Origin of the sequence: Aquiflexum lacus (assembly GCF_015476655.1) — a bacterium.
Classification (GTDB): Bacteria; Bacteroidota; Bacteroidia; order Cytophagales; family Cyclobacteriaceae; genus Aquiflexum; species Aquiflexum lacus.
In genome coordinates, this window is sequence record NZ_JABFHF010000039.1 from 23,043 (window position 1) to 41,426 (window position 18,384).

Below are 18,384 nucleotides of genomic sequence, written 5' to 3' on the forward strand. Positions count from 1 at the left end.
ATTGATTTAACAAGGTTTAACAGGAAAATGCATATTTGGTAAATTGTGTATAGGCATAACAAAAAAAAAGGAAGTGGGTTTCCCCACTTGCCTTTATTTTACTTCAATTTTTGATTTATTTACTTTTTTCTCTTCTTTGGGAAGGTTGACTTTGAGTAATCCATCCTCATAAGAAGCGGCGATTCCATCTTCTTTGACATTTTCCGGCAGATAAAATGACCTTTTGAAAGATCCATAGTGAGTTTCCAAGGAATGGAAGTTTCTGCCTTCTGTCTTTTCTTCCATTTTTCTTTCTCCTGAGATGGTCAGTCTTCCATCTATCACCTCAAGGTTAAAGTCAGACTTTTTCATTCCTGGTACTGACACATGGATTTCATAATGATTTTCATCTTCTGAAATATCCACTGCAGGGGTGAACTGCTTGACATTTTGACCGATGGAGTCGTTGAAGAACCTGTCCAACATGTTGCTGAATGTGGTTGGATAATTTGGTTCAAGCTGGTTATATTTTACAAGTTTCATAGTGGTAATCGGTTTGTGTTTAATGAAGTTTTTTAGATATTTTATTTCTAATAAATTATATACCAGTCTTCAAATCAGGACATTATGACTTATTTTTTCATTAATCGTCTTTAAAAACCGTCAAGTTGACAGGGGATAAGTAAATTTTTAAATGCATTAATTGGAACAATTGGCTAGATTGGCATTCAGGAGTAATAAATAACTTTGTATTGACAACTCGATTTTTCAATATTTTTGAAAAAACATTCGGAATTTGAATGACACTCGGAAAAAAGTAGACTCCTCTCCACCGTAGTTATCTGGATTGGAGCGAAAAGCAAAAGTTGGTTTCATTTTTTTATATTCTGAAAGGTCAATAAGTTCAGAAAAATATCATGTCATTAGTATTGATTTCAGAATGGGTTTTTATTCTTAACTCTTGTTTTCGCTTCTCATGTCCCAATTTCGGTCTTCAGTTTTCAACTTCCGTCTTTCCCCAGAAATCCAATTCATTTTCCCGATATTCGTATTGTATTCTCCTTATATTTAAAAAAAAATATACTGATGAAGTCAATAGGGATTTTGTTTTCAATATTCATGCTAATTGCATTGCAGGGCAAAGTGTCTGCGCAAATTACTGATGATGAGGATTTGCTGGATTCCGTATTTATGTCGAACGAAAAAGAGAGTGATGCCCAGAAAGCAGCACCTAGACTCTCTTTGGAAGGAAGTATCAGGAAAACACAAGATTACACTTTAAAAATCAATGAGCTCAATAAAATTTTAAAAAGCGAATTGGATACAGTCCAAATTTCAGAAGTTATCAGTTTATCTGAAGGCTTGGTCTCTATAGTAGAAAGAAGGTTGGTAAGTGAAGAAACAAAAATTAACCTTAGATACCTGAGCGCATTGGATAATCTGATTTCTTCCATCAATTCAAGAATTACAACCATTGAAGAGACAGTTAGAAGCAGGGTGGATAACCTCGCCGCGGTGAAAACAAAAATTGATTCTATCAAGCAGGATGACTTGATGCGGTACAGCTTACGTGATACCACTTTACTTCCTGAATACCAATCCGCCATTTCTAATTTAAGAACAATTCTTGCACGAACAGATAGTTTATTGAGTTTTCAGAGATTGCAGGCACTGACTTTCCAATCCAGAATATCCAATATTACTGTCAAGGTCAATGAGATACGTGATAATTTGGATTTTCAAAAACAAGGATTGGAGAGAGCGCTCTTCAATAAAGAAAATAATTTTATTTGGGAACCCAAAGATTTCCCAAATACAGAAAGCCTTGTTGATATTTTCAGGACATCTATCAATTTGAATCAGACTATTGTCAGCAGGTATATCAGGAACCACTTGGGTATCAGCATTTTTTTGGTTTTGTTGGTGTTTTTGATCAACTACTGGGCTGGAGCCAATTTGAAAAAAATTAAGAGTGAAAAGGAGTTTTCCGGAATTATACTGGGCAGAATGAGATACCTTCCAAGCTACCCTTTCCTTTCATCTCTGATGGTTATTTTGGCCATCGCACCATTTTTTTATCCAAATCCGCCTGTTTCTTTTTTTTCGCTCGTACTCATAGTAATGGTCAGTATATCTGGCATTTTGTTGAGAAGAAGAATTGGGAAAGAATTGTACCAAGTTTGGTGGATGCTTTTCTTTCTTTTTATAATCAGTACTGCGAGTAATTTGTATTGGGAAATTGCCTATCAAGAAAGATGGCATTTATTGGCATTTAATGTCTTTGGGATTTTTCTGGGTTTGAGGTTGCTAAAATTGCAGAAGGCAAATGAAAAATTGGATATACCACCCTATGTCAGGCTTTTTGCGAGAATCTACGTGAGTTTTGGTGCGGTTTCAATAATAGCCAACATCCTAGGGAGATTCAGTTTAAGCAAAATGATAGGCATTACTGCGACTTTGAGTCTGATGCATGCTTTGGCATTGGTGATTTTTGTGATCATTATCAAAGAATTGATATACCTACAGCTTGAGGTAAGCAGGAAAAGTGAAAGCGATTTCACCTCCATGATTGATTTTAATGATATACAAAAAAAGGTGAATAAAATGTTTTCATTCCTCGCCTTTGCAATTTGGGGTTACTATTTTTTTGAAAGCTTAAGCATCTTGGATACTTTAATCCAAAGTATAGGTGAATTTCTTTCCAAACAGAGGAGCATCCTGAATGCATCTTTCAACTTTGCCCAAATAGCTGTCTTCTTTGTTGTGGTTTATATTGCCACTTTTCTGGCAAATACCGTGGCCTATGCAGCCTCTATTAAAGATCAGCAGAATGTGGGTTTGGGTAATAAAAGGTTAGGGTCTTCTATTTTATTGATGAGATTGGCGGTGCTGACGATTGGTTTTTTGATTGCGGTGGCGGCATCCGGTATACCCGTGGATAAAATAGCGATTGTATTGGGAGCATTGTCTGTCGGTATTGGGTTTGGCTTGCAGACCATTGTCAATAACCTGGTATCAGGAGTCATTCTTGCATTTGAAAAACCCATTCAAATCGGGGATACCGTTGAGGTGGGTGGAGTCGAGGGAATAGTCAAAGATATTGGCATCAGGGCCAGTAAAATAAAAAATTGGGACGGTGCTGAAGTGATTATACCAAATGGCGATCTATTGGCACAGCAGTTGACCAATTGGACCCTTTCTGATAAAAAGCGAAGGGTTGAATTGATTATTGGAGTTGCTTATAAATCTGATATGGATCTGGTGACAGAACTTATTGCTAATGAACTTGCCAAAGATGAAATCCTAAAATCCCCTGAACCAAGGGTTTTTCTACAGACTTTTGCAGACAATTCTGTCAATTTCAGGGTGTTGTTTTGGGTCAATGATGTGGATATATGGATAATGATCCGAGATCAGGTCATGAGAGGGATATTTAAAGCATTTAAAAATAACGATATAGAAATCCCATTCCCGCAGAGGGACCTATATGTAAAGGATTATCCTGGACTTGTGCAGGAAAAACTGATGAAACCAGGGGAGGAGGAAAAGTAGGTAGTGTTCAGTGGGCAGTCTCAGTAGGCAGTTGCTTTAGACAGTTTCAGAGGACAGTTGGTATTCTGAGTAAGCAATTGCCTGCCTTAAAATCCATTGTGTGTCACATCCTGAATTTACTTGACACTTTTTACTTTTTTTAAATGTCAATTCTAATTGCTCCAGAACAATAGTTGTGTTAATTACGATGACCAAATATATCGCCGAAGGCAAATATCTATTTATATCGCAAAGCATATATCAATGTCAACCTTCCTTCATCCTTTCTCCCTACCTCCTCTGCCTGATCGCTTCATATACTACCACACCAGCAGATACAGATACATTAAGACTTTCGATATTTCCTGATAATGGAATTTTGACGAACTCATCTGATATGCCCATCAATTCTTGGGAGATTCCGTCTTCTTCCGAACCCATAATCAGGGCAGTAGGTAGACTAAAGTCTGCATCATACATCAGACGTTCTGTTTTTTCGGTTACACTGACCACGTTTAGACCCATTTTCTTTAAGTCCTTGACAGTGTAATAGAGGTTTTTTACCCTACAAACAGGTAGATGGTTCAACGCTCCTGCGGAAGTTTTGACTGCATCTGAATTGATCTGAGCGCTTCCTTTTTCCGGAATGACAATGGCATGAACTCCCGCACAATCTGCCGTCCTGGCCATAGCGCCAAAATTTCTGACATCAGTAATCCTGTCCAAAACTAGTATTAAAGGTGCTATCCCTTTGGAAAAACATTCATCAATCACATTGTCCAAAGAAGCATATTGAATGGCAGACATGTGTGCCACCACTCCCTGATGATTCTTTCGGGTAATTCTGTTGAGTTTGGCTTCGGGAACACGGACCACATTGATTTTTTCCTCTTTGGCCAATGAAAGCAATTCCTTGATCAATTCATTGTTGACCTCTTTGTCCACCAAAATCTTGTCAATATCTTTTTGGGCATGGATGGCTTCCATGACTGCCCTGGTTCCAAAAATAAAATCTTTTTCGTGGTCTCCTTTGTTGATCAGAAAACCATCTGAGCGTTTCTCCATGTTGTGATGCTTTTGAACCATTCCGGCTGTAAGGCTCTTGAACGGTTAAGTATATAATAATTCGGGGTCAAGATATTTTTGACGCGTGCAAATGTAAAGGTTATTTTTGAATTGGAGTTAGCGCTGACATAAGACCATATCTCACCGTTCAATCGAAAGCTGACTTCATTGGGCGGGCCCATCACCGTGTATACCATACCCCGGTCAGTTTTCCAGCCTTCTTTGAAGTCTGTAAAGAGGATATTGGCAAATTCTATCTGTTTGAAATACTCCCTGATCAATTTTCTGGCTGTCTCTTCATCTTTGGTAAGACCATACCAATATTGGTCAAGGGCAATTTTTTTATCTTCAGCTTCTTTCAATGTTTCGTGTTCCCTTCTTGTGGAAATGTATACGACCATATCCACCATTTCATTAAAATCATTGACCCGGGGAAATGTTTCCGGTACTGCTTTGAGCATCATACCTTGGGTAGAGTTGGTATCTGATTGGATAAAATAGTATCCCACTTCATCAAATGACTTGGGTAAATTTGCCAAAAAACTCCCTTTGTAGTCCACCTTTATTTCCCGGGGTACTGGAGCAGGTCGAATTTCCATAGGGGGTAGCGGCGCATCAAAAGTAGCAGGGTAATGGAAATTGTGAAGATTGATTACTGTCCTTCCCTTGAATTCTATAGGTTCTTTCTGGATGACAAAACTTTGGTCAAAGGGCACGCCATCTTCATAATATGCCCAAAAACCAGCATGCCCGAAAATAAATGGACTGATCAGGTCAGTGTGGTAATAATACACATCTCCTTGACGGGTATCTGTCGCCTGTAGCAAGGCAAAGGCCATTTCCTGTGAATCGGGAATGGTCACTCTTTTTTCAAAATAAATATGGAAGTCAGTTTCTCTGACCACGTCCTCCTTGGTCAAAGTGATAAGATTTTGTGCTGTAATAGGTTCCTGGAATCCCGACAACACTGCATAGGCAAATTGGTATGTGTCGAAATCAAGGTCTTCTTCAATTTTCTCCACCGGCATTTGTAAAACAAAAGACCTGTTTTGTTCCTGCAGCGGAATGATTTTCAATGCCAACCGGGAATATCTGGAATACCTCAATGCTTGGTTGAGTGTTTCCAATGTCTGCTGTGCCTGACTGAGATTGGAAAATCCAACAAATAAGAAAAGGATGCCTAAGAAGGGTGTGATTTTCGCTTTGATTTTGTGTCTTATCATCTTCAATTAAAAATTAACCTTAATTTTGCCCAAATTAATCAAATTTTAAATGGCTACCTATACAACGGAAATCGCTTCTGATAAGTTAATCAGTGATAACCCAATTCATCAACGTCTCCTAAAGGCCTATATTGCTGCCAAGCCTATGGTCAGTGGTGACCTTTTGGAAGTAGGATGCGGTGAAGGAAGAGGTGTAGAGGTATTGTTGGACCAAGTCGATTCCTATCTTGGAATTGACAAAATCCAAGAAGTCATTGACAAACTTAAAAATAAATTTCCCGAGGCAGTTTTTCAACAAGCAGTCATTCCACCTTTTTCTGATTTGAAAGACAATAGCTACGATACGGTTGTCAGTTTTCAGGTTATAGAGCATATTCAGAACGACAGACTTTTTCTGGAGGAAATCTATAGGGTATTAAAGCCGGGTGGCAAAGCCATCATTTCCACTCCCAATATCAAGCATACCCTTTCCCGCAATCCATGGCATATCCGGGAATATACACCCAAGCAATTAGAGGATTTATGTAAAGGTATTTTTGAAAAAGTGGAACCTTTGGGTATCGGAGGCAACGATAAAATTTGGGCTTATCACGAAGCAAACCGTAAATCAGTTCAAAAGATCATGCGGTTTGATGTGCTGAACCTGCAATACCGATTGCCTGCTTTTGTGCTGAGATGGCCATATGAAATCCTCAATAGGATGAACCGCAACAAACTTCACCAACAACAGGGAAACTCAGTCACTGACATCACTCATGTAGATTACACCTTGGAGCCCTCCCCCGAAAAAGGCTTGGATTTGTTTTATGTCTTACATAAGGCTTCTCGTGCGTCTCGAGATTTGTAATCTCGTGACCAGATAATCCGGAATTTGTAATTCCGGTAAACTTTCTTTCGTAGGATCTTGTAGGATTACAAATTCTGATTATCTGTCTTCGTCATTACAAATGACGAATAGCTTAATTCGGATTCATGATTCCGCCGCCCCTGACGGAGGGGCCAAGGATTTTATCCAGTTCTTTCTTTAGTTTTTCGGACATTTCATTATATCCCCTTTCATCGAGAAGAGGCACAAAGAATTTCAGCATTTCAATAGAAATCATAGCTTCCCTGTCATAATCGCGATTGGTTCGGGTATAAAATTCCAACATCTGAACTGATCTATGGGAGATTTTTTCGATGATATCCAACGCAAGATCATCTTCACCCACCTCAAACAATAAAGGGACTGATTGACCGCTCGCAAGGTCGTATGGAATGGCCTTGTCCGGCATGACTTCCATACTGAATTTAAGTAGGTCTGCAGCCCTGTCCAAGTCGTCCTCATCCAATAGCGCAATCGCCACAGAATTGATGGCAGAACGGTGGTTGGAAGTGAAGCGCCTGAATTCATCGTCAAAGTAATTATCGGGGTTATCCATTCCCCTGAAAGCAAATTTTTCCTTGATGTTGGAATAGGCAAGGTCAGTATTGACAAGTTCAGTTCTTAGTCCCTGAGGTTTTCTTACAGGAAGAAGCCTGTAGGTAAGTCCTTCCATGACCACATAATCCTCGATGTCGATGCCTATCGTGGCCAAAGAAGTATTGTTGAAATAAATGGGTCTTTCCCAATTGTTGCTTGTAATCAGGTCAATCAGCATCAGATTGCCTTTGGTCAGGTAGTTACCCTTGACCCTCAAGTTAATCTGTTCGGTCATCAAAGTCTCCATGCCTTCAGGTATCAGCCCTTGATTGAAGACGTTTTGCAGATTGACATCCAGAATCAGGTTTCTGGATGGGACCATATTATAATTAGTTCTACCTGAGGTTTGTAGCTTCAAAAGATTGCTTTCATTTTTGACCAGCTTAAGGTATTCATTTGCTGAAATAGCATCCAATCCCTCTCTATCCACGACATAAAGGACATCATTGGTTCCTTTTTTGAAATTCTTCTCATCCAAGGAAAAAGGCAATGCCGCAGATTCATGTACTGGACGGGTCATTTGCTCTACGTACCAGTCAGTATCAAAGTAACTCAATACAACTACACGCACATCAGTCCTGAATCCTTCAACTTCCTGCACATACCAGAGTGGAAAAGTATCATTGTCACCCCCTGTAAATAAGATTGCATTTGGGGCACATGATGACAGGAAATTCCTTGCAGAATCCACTGAGAAAAATCTACCCTGCCGGTTATGGTCATCCCAGTTTTGGGAAGCCATCAATACAGGGATGGGAAAAGTCACCAAGGTGGCAATGATCCCTGCAAAGGCCAGATTTTTGTTCAATTTAGCTATCCAATTTGCCAATGCCATCACACCAATGCCGATCCAAATGGCAAAGGCATAAAAAGATCCCACATAGATATAATCCCGCTCCCTTGGTTCGACAGGTGGTGAGTTGAGGTAAAGTACCAGTACCACACCCATCATGAGAAACAACATCACGGTAATGTAGAAGGACTTGGGGTCATTTTTTGCCTGAAATATCAATCCGATCAAACCCAAGATAAGTGGCAACATCAGGTAATTGTTGTGTGCTTTGTTTTCTTTGATATAATCAGGAAAGATGTCGGAGAAAAAATCTGAAATCCCCATCCAAGGCGCATCAGCAAAATCACTTTCCCTGCCAGAGAAATTCCACATAAAATATCTCCAATACATATGCCCTAATTGATGATCGAACATAAAAAACAAATTGTCAGCAAAGCTTGGTTTCTCACCTTCCCGAAGACCTAATTTTGATCTATAGAGTTGTTTGTGGCGATCTTGGGTCGAATAAATTCTGGGGAGAATAGTAGACCTTTCAGGATCATAAATGTTGGTGGTGGAATAATCCACAATCTCATATTTGTCCTTGCCTTTCATGTAGATAGGTGCACCCTCTTTTTGGTCCACCAATTCTGCATCAAAATATTGTCCAAATAGCAAGGGCCTGTAGCCATATTGTTCTCTTTTGAGATAGGATACATAGCTGATAATGTCTTTAGGTGCATTTTCATTGATCACAGGGTCCTGATTTGCCCTGACTACAATCATGGCATAAGAACCATATCCGATCAATATAAATGTCAAGGATACCAAAATGGTATTCAGCACTACTTTTTCCTTTTTGATAGAATATAAAATCCCATAAATCAATGATCCTAAAAATACTGCGGAGAATACTACTATACCGGATCCAAAAGGCAATCCTATACTATTCACAAAGAAGATCTCTATAGAACCGGCAAGGCTTGGCAAACCAGGGATAATCAAATTATTGATGATGATCAGTGCAATTCCACCGATGATCAGTGCAATTATTCCTCCTTTCAGGTCTGGATTTTTGTACTTTTTAAAATAATACACCAAAGCCAATGCAGGTAGAGTCACCAGGTTCAGCAAGTGGACACCTATGGAAAGACCAACCAGATAAGCTATAAAAATCATCCAACGGTTTTCATCCCGCGGATCTTCTATGACATCCCATTTGAGGAATGCCCAAATCACGATAGCAGTGAAAAAAGAAGACATGGCATAAACTTCAGCCTCTACGGCCGAAAACCAGAAGCTATCCGTGAATGTGTATATAAGTGAACCGATAATGCCCGCACCCATCAGGGTAATGGTCTGCCCTTTGCTTTCTAGTCCTTTTTGTAAATTGAAAAGTTTCCTTCCAAATAAGGTGATAGACCAAAAAAGAAATAATATGGTTAGTCCTGAGAAGACTGCACTGCCGACGTTCATCCAATAAGCTACTGCCAGTCCATCTCCCAAAGCAAGGAAACCGAACATCCTGTAAATCAACAAGAAAAACGGAGCTCCCGGAGGATGGGGAACCTGTAGTTTATATGAGACAGCTATAAATTCCCCTGGATCCCAAAAGCTGGCAGTCTCTTCAACGGTAAGTACATAGACGGTGGTAGCCACCAGAAAAACCAACCAACCAGTCAGGTCGTTGACCTTTTTATAATCAAGCATTGTTTACGAAATAATAGTATCGGGCGAAAATAAGCAATAAATCCAAAATGTCTGGAATTTTAACAGCATTTAAGGTATTGTGATAAAAATTACTGTGAATCATTTCTTAACACCATAAATTTGTAGCATCAAAAAATATGAAAACCATGAGTGCACAACCTAGAACATTCAACGAGCTTATTTCAAGTGATGAGCCAGTATTGGTAGATTTCTTTGCTACATGGTGCGGTCCATGTCAGATGATGCAGCCCATCCTTTTGGACACAGCCAAACAAGTCGGTGAAAAAGTCAAAATCATCAAAGTAGATGTCGACAAAAATCCTTTAGCAGCTAGTAAATACCAAGTAAGAGGGGTCCCAACTTTGATCTTATTCCAAAACGGGCAAGTCTTGTGGAGGCAGTCAGGTGTCGTACCTGCACACCAATTGGTGAAAGTAATTGAGGAAAAAACGGTTCAAAAAGTATAATTTTATAAGTGTGACAAAAGTCATTCTTCAAAGAAGGTGACAGTTATAATTTTACAGAATCAAAAATAAAAACAAAGAATATGTTAATAGAACAAATTTATACCGGATGTTTGGCTCAAGGAGCATATTACATCGAGTCTGATGGCGAAGCTGCAGTCATTGACCCACTAAGAGAAGTTCAGCCTTATATCGAAAAGGCAGAGAGAAGGGGCGCAAAAATCAAATATGTATTTGAGACCCATTTTCATGCTGACTTTGTATCAGGTCATCAGGATTTGTCTGCAAAGACAGGAGCTCCGATAGTTTTTGGGCCAACAGGTATGAAAATGGGATTTGACGCAATAGTTGCAGAGGACGGTCAGGAGTTTCAATTGGGTAAAGTAAAAATCAGATTGATACATACCCCTGGACACACCATGGAAAGTGCCTGCTACCTTTTGATCAATGAGGAAGGTAAAGAAGAAGCACTATTCACTGGAGATACATTGTTTATTGGAGATGTCGGAAGACCTGATTTGGCCCAGAAAGTAATTGCTGACCTTACCCAAGATAAATTAGCAGCGCATCTTTATGATTCCTTGAGAAATAAAATCATGCCTTTGGCTGATGATATCATTGTATATCCTGCGCATGGTGCAGGTAGTGCATGTGGTAAAAACATGAGTAAAGAAACAACAGACACTTTGGGCAATCAAAAGAAGACCAATTATGCGCTTCAGGAAATGACCAAAGAGGAATTTATCAAGGAAGTGTTGACAGGACTGACACCTCCGCCTTCCTATTTCCCTCAAAATGTATTGATGAATATTCAAGGCTATGACAGCATTGATGATGTCTTGGAAAGAGGAATCAAGCCTTTGAGTCCTGCTGCATTTGAAGCAGCGGCCAATGAAACCGGCGCTGTGATATTGGATACAAGAGATGCTCAGGTTTTTGCCAAAGGATTCATTCCAAATTCTATAAATATTGGTATTGATGGCAGCTTTGCTGTTTGGGTAGGTGCCTTAGTGCCTGACTTGAAGCAAGAAATACTGATCGTAGCAGAAGAAGGAAGGGAAGAGGAAGTTGTCACGAGATTGGCAAGAGTGGGATATGATTATGCTATTGGATATATCAAAGGTGGTTTTGAATCTTGGGCAAAAGACGGTAGAGAAGTAGATACCATTACATCTGTCTCTGCTGAGGAATTGGCTCATATTATCGAAAAAGAAGGTAATGTGAATATTCTTGATGTCAGAAAGAACTCTGAATATTTGAGCGAGCACGTCATTGATGCCGAAAATGCTCCTTTGGATTATATCAACGAAAGCATGGCCCAGGTAAATAAAGACAAAACGTATTATGTGCATTGTGCGGGAGGTTATAGATCCATGGTATTTAATTCAATTTTGAAAGCAAGAGGGTTTGATAACCTGATCGATGTTAAGGGTGGGTTTGACGCAATCAAAGACTCAGCTCTTTTCAAAGTCAGTGATTATGTTTGTCCCACAACCTTGTTGTAAACTTTCAACCTTTGAAATTCTAAAACTTCAAATGGCAAGGCATTGGTCTTGCCATTTTTCATTGAAAGGAGTTAAAAGTGATAAATGTCACTGCGAATCGTATCAAGTCTACCCAATTTTGAATATGTATCGAGTTTTGGTTTTTATTTTCTTAAATGTTCTTTCAATTGAAGTGTTTGGTCAAAAAGAAAATATACCGACTGATACATTGAAAACGATCAGACCAACTTTGGGAGAAGATCTTAAAAAAGGAGAATTTGATTTTCATGTCAAATCCTTTTTTATGTCAACAATCAATCATGGAGACTTATTGAATTATTCTACCTTGGCAATGGGTGCCGGAGTAGGATATACCAGTCCGGAGTGGAAGGGATTTGAAGTGAGGTTCAGTGGTTTCTTTACCTTTCAGATGTTTGAACATAACGTCAGAATAGCTGATCCGATAACGGGGGCAGGAAACAGGTATGAGTTATTGCTCTATGACATGAACGACCTGACCAATACCAATAAATTAGACAGGCTAGAGGAGTTATTTGTGGCATACAGACGGAATCGGTTGAAACTAGTCCTTGGACGTCAAAAATTAATCACTCCGCTACTCAATGATCAGGACAATAGAATGAGGCCAAATGTCTTTGGTGGACTATCTGCTACGTATTCTGCACTGAATTATAAGATTACGGCCATGTGGATCAATTCTGTTGCCATAAGGGGAACAGTAGAATGGTACAGTGCTGAAGAATCATTTGGGGTGTATCCCTTTGGAAGAAATCCTTTTGGAGAACCTTCTGATTACAAGGATAATATCAGCTCCAAAGGGATTGGACTCATAGGATTCCAATACCATAAAAGTGGACTGACTGCACAAGCTTGGAATTACTATAGTGAAAATGTATTTAACATTTCATTTGTACAGACGGACTACACATTTGACTTAGGAGGAAAGCCAAGATTCAATGTCGGTTTGCAGGGTTTTCATCAGTTTGCCATCAATGATGGCGGAAATCCAGAAACCAGTAAGACCTATATTTTACCAGGTGAAAAAGGTTCTGGTTTGGGCTCCAAAATGGGAGTTTTCTGGGGCAGACATAATATTTCATTGAATTTCCTTGGAATCAATGGAAGAGGTAGGTTTTTGTTTCCCAGAGAGTGGGGTAGAGAAAACCTCTATGCAAGTCTTTCCAGAGAAAGATATGAGGGGAGTGGGGATATGAAAGCTATAGTACTTAAATATGATCTAATAACCCCTTTAGAAGGTTTATTTGCGCAGTTTGGGGCCGGAAAAATAGATCATTCAGACATGTACACCTTTAAGACCAATAAATATGGAATCCCATCATATTATCATTTCTCAGGTATGTTTGATTACAAGTTTGATAATTATCTCAAAGGCTTGAATATGCAACTGCTGGTAATCAATAAAATACCTCAGAAAGGTTCTGCACTCACCGAAAACCTAAAAATCAATAGGGTAGATATGTGGAATTTGAACCTAATAATGGATTACAGGTTTTAAAAATTAAAAATAAATAACAAACAAATTAAATATGGAACAATTTATTGAATGGATCAAACAACCTTGGCCTTGGTGGGTCGCGGGACCATTAATCGGTCTAACAGTACCAATATTATTGCTAATTGGAAATAAATCTTTCGGAATTTCCTCATCACTTAGACATGTCTGCGCTATGTGTGTACCAGCCAACATCCCTTTCTTTACTTACAATTGGAGAAAGGAAATGTGGAACATTGTTTTTGTTATTGGGATATTGATAGGTGGATTTGTAGCTACAGCTTTCTTTGCCAATCCCGAAACGATTGTCATAGCGGAATCTACACAACAGGACTTGGCAGCATTGGGTATTACGGATTACAGCAGCCTGATGCCGGCTGAGATATTCAACTGGGAAAACCTGTTTACTGCAAAAGGACTACTCTTCTTTGTTGTAGGAGGTTTTTTGGTGGGATTTGGAACCCGTTATGCCGGAGGATGTACTTCGGGTCATGCGATTATGGGAATCAGTTCCCTCCAATGGCCGTCTGTGGTTGCTACGATTTTCTTCATGATTGGAGGATTTCTGATGACACATGCGTTTTTGGGACCATTAATGACTTTAGTTGGATTTTAATAGTAAGGGATTATGAAAACGACAATAATAGAAAAAACACAGGATCCAAAAGATTGCGGAACGCCTAATAACAAAATTGATCATGAGGCGGGTTTTGGATTGATTAAATATTTGATAGTGGGTTTGTTTTTCGGTCTGATTTTCGTCAAAGCCGAAATTATCTCTTGGTTCAGAATTCAAGAAATGTTCAGATTACAATCTTTTTTCATGTACGGGGTTATTGGTTCGGCCATTTTGGTCGGTATCATTTCCATCCAATTGATCAAAAGATTCAATATCAAAACCATTCATGGAGATGAAATCATCATACCCAAAAAGGAATTTAGAAAAGGGCAGATCATAGGTGGATTTATCTTCGGATTGGGATGGGCTTTGACGGGTGCATGTCCCGGGCCATTATTTGCTCAAATAGGCAGTGGGTTCACAGTGATTGCAGTTACCTTGGTAAGTGCCATTGCCGGTACTTGGACTTATGGTAGGTTTTCTGATAAACTTCCAAATTAAAAGTTCGAGTTCTAATATAATTCAGGAAAAATTAAATTTGAATAGAAAGTCACTGCCTGATGGCGGTGGCTTTTTTATTTTCCCAATTTAAAGAATGGGGCTGATGTTTTTTTAGGAGTCCTGACTTTTTTGTTTTGGAGTTCTTGTTTGGTGAAAAAAACAAGAGTTTTTTCTTAATAAAATGATCAATTGAAATAGTCATATCAATGATATTTATTGTGTTACTTATTTATAAGTTTAATGTAATAATAATGAAAAGGAGATTTATTTGATAATTTTTAATTTGTTTTTTCGTGAAAAATCAGAGATTATGTATTAACAAAACTTCATAATTTTAAAATAACATAGATTTTGTATTAGAAATATCTATTTATTACTTGATTTTGAGCTATATTCAAATATCCATTAAGATGCTATTCCGGCATTCTTCTTTAATTCCCACAAGCCCAGGTCCGAATTATGAAGTTTCAATTACTCTTTATTATCATGTTACTGACTGTTGCTACATTCAACAGTTTCATCTTGATATTAAAAAAGGAAAAGAACATTTCAGGATACAAGTTCCTTTATGCATCATTGTTTTTTTTTAATTTCTGCTTGTTCATATATTTTATTTGGTATGAGGCAGGCTTTATCATGAAAATGCCTTATTTAATGAGAACTATAAGTCCATTGATGTATTTGTGTGCGCCTTTATTCTATTTTTTTTTTAGAAACTCTCTTTTTGGATTTTCCGGATTAAGGGAAAGGGATTGGATTCACTTTCTTCCCGCATTATTTCACTTATTGGACCTGCTTCCTTTTTACTTCGAATCTGCTCAAGTTAAATCTGTATTTGCCACAACGATTGTATCAGACAATTCCAAAATTAATTTTGAAGCTGGCGGATTGGTTCCAATTCAGTTCCACTACCTGTTCAGGATTTTTCTTCAGACAGGCTATTTTGTCTATGCACTATACCTGGTGAAAAAGATGCGACCAGAGATATTTTTTTTTAAGAAGGGGGATAGGCGAATATATGACCTCACGATTGTATTGATCAATCTAGGTTGGCTGGTGCTTTTTCAATTTACTTATGCTATCCTGGAGGTTTTGATAAATTTTGGAGCAATTGACCTAACGGTGGAGAATTATTATTTAAGAAGAATCTCGCTTCTTGGGCTTTTGGGTCTTAACCTTTTTGTCAATTTCAGGGCAGGATATTTTAGCGATCGAAAGGAGAAGAAAAAATCACAGGTTACCAAAGTGGATATTGATATAATTCAAATTCCGAATACCAAAAATCCAGACGAATCTGAAGACCATTTACGATCACCCAAAGAACAACCGGATGTTATTTCCCAAAAAGAAATCGAATCCATTAAATCTGAGATCATCTCAAAAATGGAAGAAGACCAGTTATTTACCGAAACCGGAATGACATTAAATCGATTTTCAAGCTGTATTAATGTATCATCAAAATTGGTTTCATTGGTTATCAATAGGGAATTTGGTAGAAATTTCAATGAATTTTTAAATCAGTTTAGGATATCATATGCCATTACCAAAATAGAAGAAGGATACCTTGATGATTATACGTTGGAAGCTTTGGGTGAGATGTCCGGATTCAATTCAAGGACTACTTTTTTCAATGCATTTAAAAAAGAAAAGGGTTGCAGCCCCACTGAGTTTTGGAAGAAATTTCAGGAAAGCCCTTCTTGATACAGGTAGGTATTGCAACAATAATCTGAATACAATTATCTTATTTCTATAATCAAATAAGATAATTGTATTCTGAAGGTTTAAGATAGGGATAAACTGACTGAACCCGGATCCTTCCCATCTTTCCTGCCCGGCTTGTGGAAAATTGCAGGGGAAAACCTATTTGGCAGATATCAACTCAACCCACTTTTAACCTATTTTCATACCTTGTATTTCAATGGGCGGTTGTCAAAAAGTTCACCTTTTTTTGTTTGTATAATTTTACGAACTACTGAAAAACCCACTTCTTGATTAAATGGGCTAATTTTTTTTAGCAAAGCGGCAGGTTTTTGTAAAGTCACTTTTGCATTTCATAAAACTGAAAAGGGACTTCTCTGACAGTATGTTTCAAAATCGGCTTTTGAAACATACAAATTTTGAATCCTGACTGGGAATTGATGTGCTTTACAAAATCAGTGTGGAGAAAAAATCCTTAATCCCCAGATCAATCTCTACTGAAATTACCAAACCTATTACTTAATCTTTTGAGATTCAATACAGCGATCCTGCTGACTTTGATAGCTCATTAAGGCATTTACTTTAATAGGTCAGATTGTGTATTAAAATTATTTCAAAAATTATTATAAGTGAAATGAAGAAAAATCTACTCTTACTATGCTTTCTTTTGTTGATTCCCTTTCTGCTTCAAGCTCAGGTAGGAATTGGAACAGAGGAACCTCATGCTTCTGCTGCATTGGAAATAAAATCAAATGAAAAGGGACTTTTAATTCCACGATTAACATTTGCGCAAAAAAATGCCATTCAGAACCCTGCTGAATCATTGCTTATTTACCAAGTAGATGATGTTTCCGGATTTTATTTTTTTAACGGAGGCGACTGGACTTTGCTCAAACATTCTGTTTACAAAAACGCTGATTGGGAGGCAACGAGTGGTGAAACCCAGATTTTAAACAAGCCTGATTTTTCGGATGTGGCGGTTTCCGGTGATTTCTCTGATCTAAACAACATCCCAGAAATCATCTATGCTTCTGATACTTCTAAAATGTTATTGCCTTTTTTGACGCTTGCTAAGATCCAGCCCTTTCTAGATACAAAAGTAGATTTGACAGCATTTGAATCTGAAATTGCTAGGGCTAAAGCAGCAGAATCAGCAAATTCAGAAAAAATAGCTCAGAACACTGGAGAGATTAGCAGCTTGAATACTGCGGTAGCCCAAAATATCACTAATATCCAGAGCAATGCTTCGGGTATTCAAACAAATGCCAACAATATTTCAGCGAACACAGGCGATATCAATAGTCTGAACACCGCTGTTTCCAATAACAGTTCTGATATCCTGACCAATGCCGCCAATATTGCATTAAAGGAAAATAGTGCAAATAAATCAACCGATGTGGCCTTGTCGGATGACACCAACACGAAGTTTCCTACCGAACTTGCCGTCAAGACTTTTGTGAATGCGTCAGCTTCTGAGGGCAACAAAGCGCTTGCTGAGGAAGTAGCGCGTGCAAAAGCTGCCGAGGAGAAACTGGCCACAGATCTTGCCGATGAAACAATACGTGCAGTTGGAGCCGAAGGGGTTTTGCAGGGCAATATCGAAACGGTTCAGGGCAATGTGGATGCTAACAAAACAGCCGCTGAAACAGCGATTGCTGATGAAGAGGCCCGTGCAAAGGCCGCTGAGGAGAAACTAATTGTTGATCTTGCATCTGAAACAACCCGTGCAACTAATGCTGAAGGCGTATTGCAGAGCAATATCGAAACGGTTCAGGGCAATGTGGATGCCAACAAAACAGCTGCTGAAATTGCGATTGCTGATGAGGAGGCCCGTGCAAAAGCCGCTGAATTGGAGAATTCACAGGCAATTAAAGAAATCAACACCCTTGACTCCGGGAAAATATATCTTGGAAATGAGAACAACGAAGCTACAGAAGTCACATTATCAGGTGATGTTACCCTTAACAATTCGGGGGTAAATACAATTGGCGATAGCAAAGTGGTGAGTTCCATGATTGCAGATACCAATGTGACCAATGCCAAACTGGATAAGGAAAATATTCCATTGAGTGGATTTGGTGCAGCAGCTGCAGATGTTTCACTTGGAACCAATAAATTAACAGGAGTTGCTGACCCTACCTTGGCCCAAGATGCCGCTACCAAAAATTATGTGGATACCGGGCTTTCGGCTATCAATACGCTTGCTGATGGAAAAGTGTACCTTGGAAATGCAGCAAACGTAGCGACGGAAGTCACATTGAGCGGAGATGTTACCATAGACAATACGGGAGTGAGTACCATCGGCGACAGCAAGGTAGTAAGCTCAATGATAGTAGACGGAA

General features: G+C 38.7%; 12 protein-coding genes and 1 pseudogene. 9 read left to right on the forward strand and 4 right to left on the reverse strand.

Features of this window, described 5'->3' with window-relative positions; translation table 11 throughout:
• Positions 1-93: 93 nt before the first annotated feature.
• Positions 94-522: an Hsp20/alpha crystallin family protein gene (locus tag HMJ38_RS23045; protein WP_194976805.1), complete on the reverse strand. Its 429-nt coding sequence runs from the start codon at positions 520-522 to the stop codon at positions 94-96.
• Between the two features lie 576 nt (positions 523-1,098).
• Between HMJ38_RS23045 and HMJ38_RS23050 the strand changes: the two genes are divergently transcribed.
• Positions 1,099-3,531: a mechanosensitive ion channel domain-containing protein gene (locus tag HMJ38_RS23050; protein WP_228780235.1), complete on the forward strand. Its 2,433-nt coding sequence runs from the start codon at positions 1,099-1,101 to the stop codon at positions 3,529-3,531.
• Between the two features lie 270 nt (positions 3,532-3,801).
• On the opposite strand, the gene rlmB is transcribed toward HMJ38_RS23050, so the two are convergent.
• Positions 3,802-4,575, reverse strand: coding sequence for a 23S rRNA (guanosine(2251)-2'-O)-methyltransferase RlmB (rlmB, locus tag HMJ38_RS23055; RefSeq protein WP_194976807.1), 774 nt, complete (start codon positions 4,573-4,575; stop codon positions 3,802-3,804).
• Positions 4,548-5,798 (reverse strand): GWxTD domain-containing protein, encoded by a 1,251-nt coding sequence (locus tag HMJ38_RS23060; protein ID WP_194976808.1) that lies wholly within the window; start codon positions 5,796-5,798, stop codon positions 4,548-4,550. The genes rlmB and HMJ38_RS23060 overlap by 28 nt, the downstream gene beginning before the upstream one ends.
• Before the next feature lie 49 nt (positions 5,799-5,847).
• Between HMJ38_RS23060 and HMJ38_RS23065 the strand changes: the two genes are divergently transcribed.
• On the forward strand, positions 5,848-6,645 hold the full coding sequence (locus HMJ38_RS23065) for a class I SAM-dependent methyltransferase (protein WP_194976809.1): 798 nt from the start codon (positions 5,848-5,850) through the stop codon (positions 6,643-6,645).
• Between the two features lie 112 nt (positions 6,646-6,757).
• Here HMJ38_RS23065 and HMJ38_RS23070 read toward each other — a convergent pair whose 3' ends face one another.
• The gene (locus HMJ38_RS23070; RefSeq protein WP_194976810.1) at positions 6,758-9,742 is read right to left on the reverse strand and encodes a glycosyltransferase family 117 protein; all 2,985 of its coding nucleotides are present in this window, start codon (positions 9,740-9,742) and stop codon (positions 6,758-6,760) included.
• Positions 9,743-9,888: 146 nt separating this feature from the next.
• Between HMJ38_RS23070 and trxA the strand changes: the two genes are divergently transcribed.
• From trxA to HMJ38_RS23105, 7 genes and pseudogenes are all read left to right on the forward strand, one after another.
• Positions 9,889-10,209, forward strand: coding sequence for a thioredoxin (trxA, locus tag HMJ38_RS23075; RefSeq protein WP_194976811.1), 321 nt, complete (start codon positions 9,889-9,891; stop codon positions 10,207-10,209).
• An 80-nt stretch (positions 10,210-10,289) separates the two neighbouring features.
• On the forward strand, positions 10,290-11,711 hold the full coding sequence (locus HMJ38_RS23080) for an MBL fold metallo-hydrolase (protein ID WP_194976812.1): 1,422 nt from the start codon (positions 10,290-10,292) through the stop codon (positions 11,709-11,711).
• Positions 11,712-11,835: 124 nt separating this feature from the next.
• Entirely contained in the window at positions 11,836-13,227 is a 1,392-nt protein-coding gene (locus tag HMJ38_RS23085; RefSeq protein ID WP_194976813.1) for a hypothetical protein, read from the forward strand.
• Between the two features lie 31 nt (positions 13,228-13,258).
• Positions 13,259-13,840: a YeeE/YedE family protein gene (locus HMJ38_RS23090; RefSeq protein WP_194976814.1), complete on the forward strand. Its 582-nt coding sequence runs from the start codon at positions 13,259-13,261 to the stop codon at positions 13,838-13,840.
• A 12-nt stretch (positions 13,841-13,852) separates the two neighbouring features.
• Complete coding sequence (locus HMJ38_RS23095; protein WP_194976815.1) at positions 13,853-14,344, forward strand: DUF6691 family protein; 492 nt, start codon at positions 13,853-13,855, stop codon at positions 14,342-14,344.
• Between the two features lie 654 nt (positions 14,345-14,998).
• The gene (locus tag HMJ38_RS23100; protein WP_194976816.1) at positions 14,999-16,045 is read left to right on the forward strand and encodes a helix-turn-helix domain-containing protein; all 1,047 of its coding nucleotides are present in this window, start codon (positions 14,999-15,001) and stop codon (positions 16,043-16,045) included.
• Between the two features lie 631 nt (positions 16,046-16,676).
• Positions 16,677-18,384 (forward strand): annotated as a pseudogene (locus HMJ38_RS23105) (hypothetical protein); the annotation flags it as partial.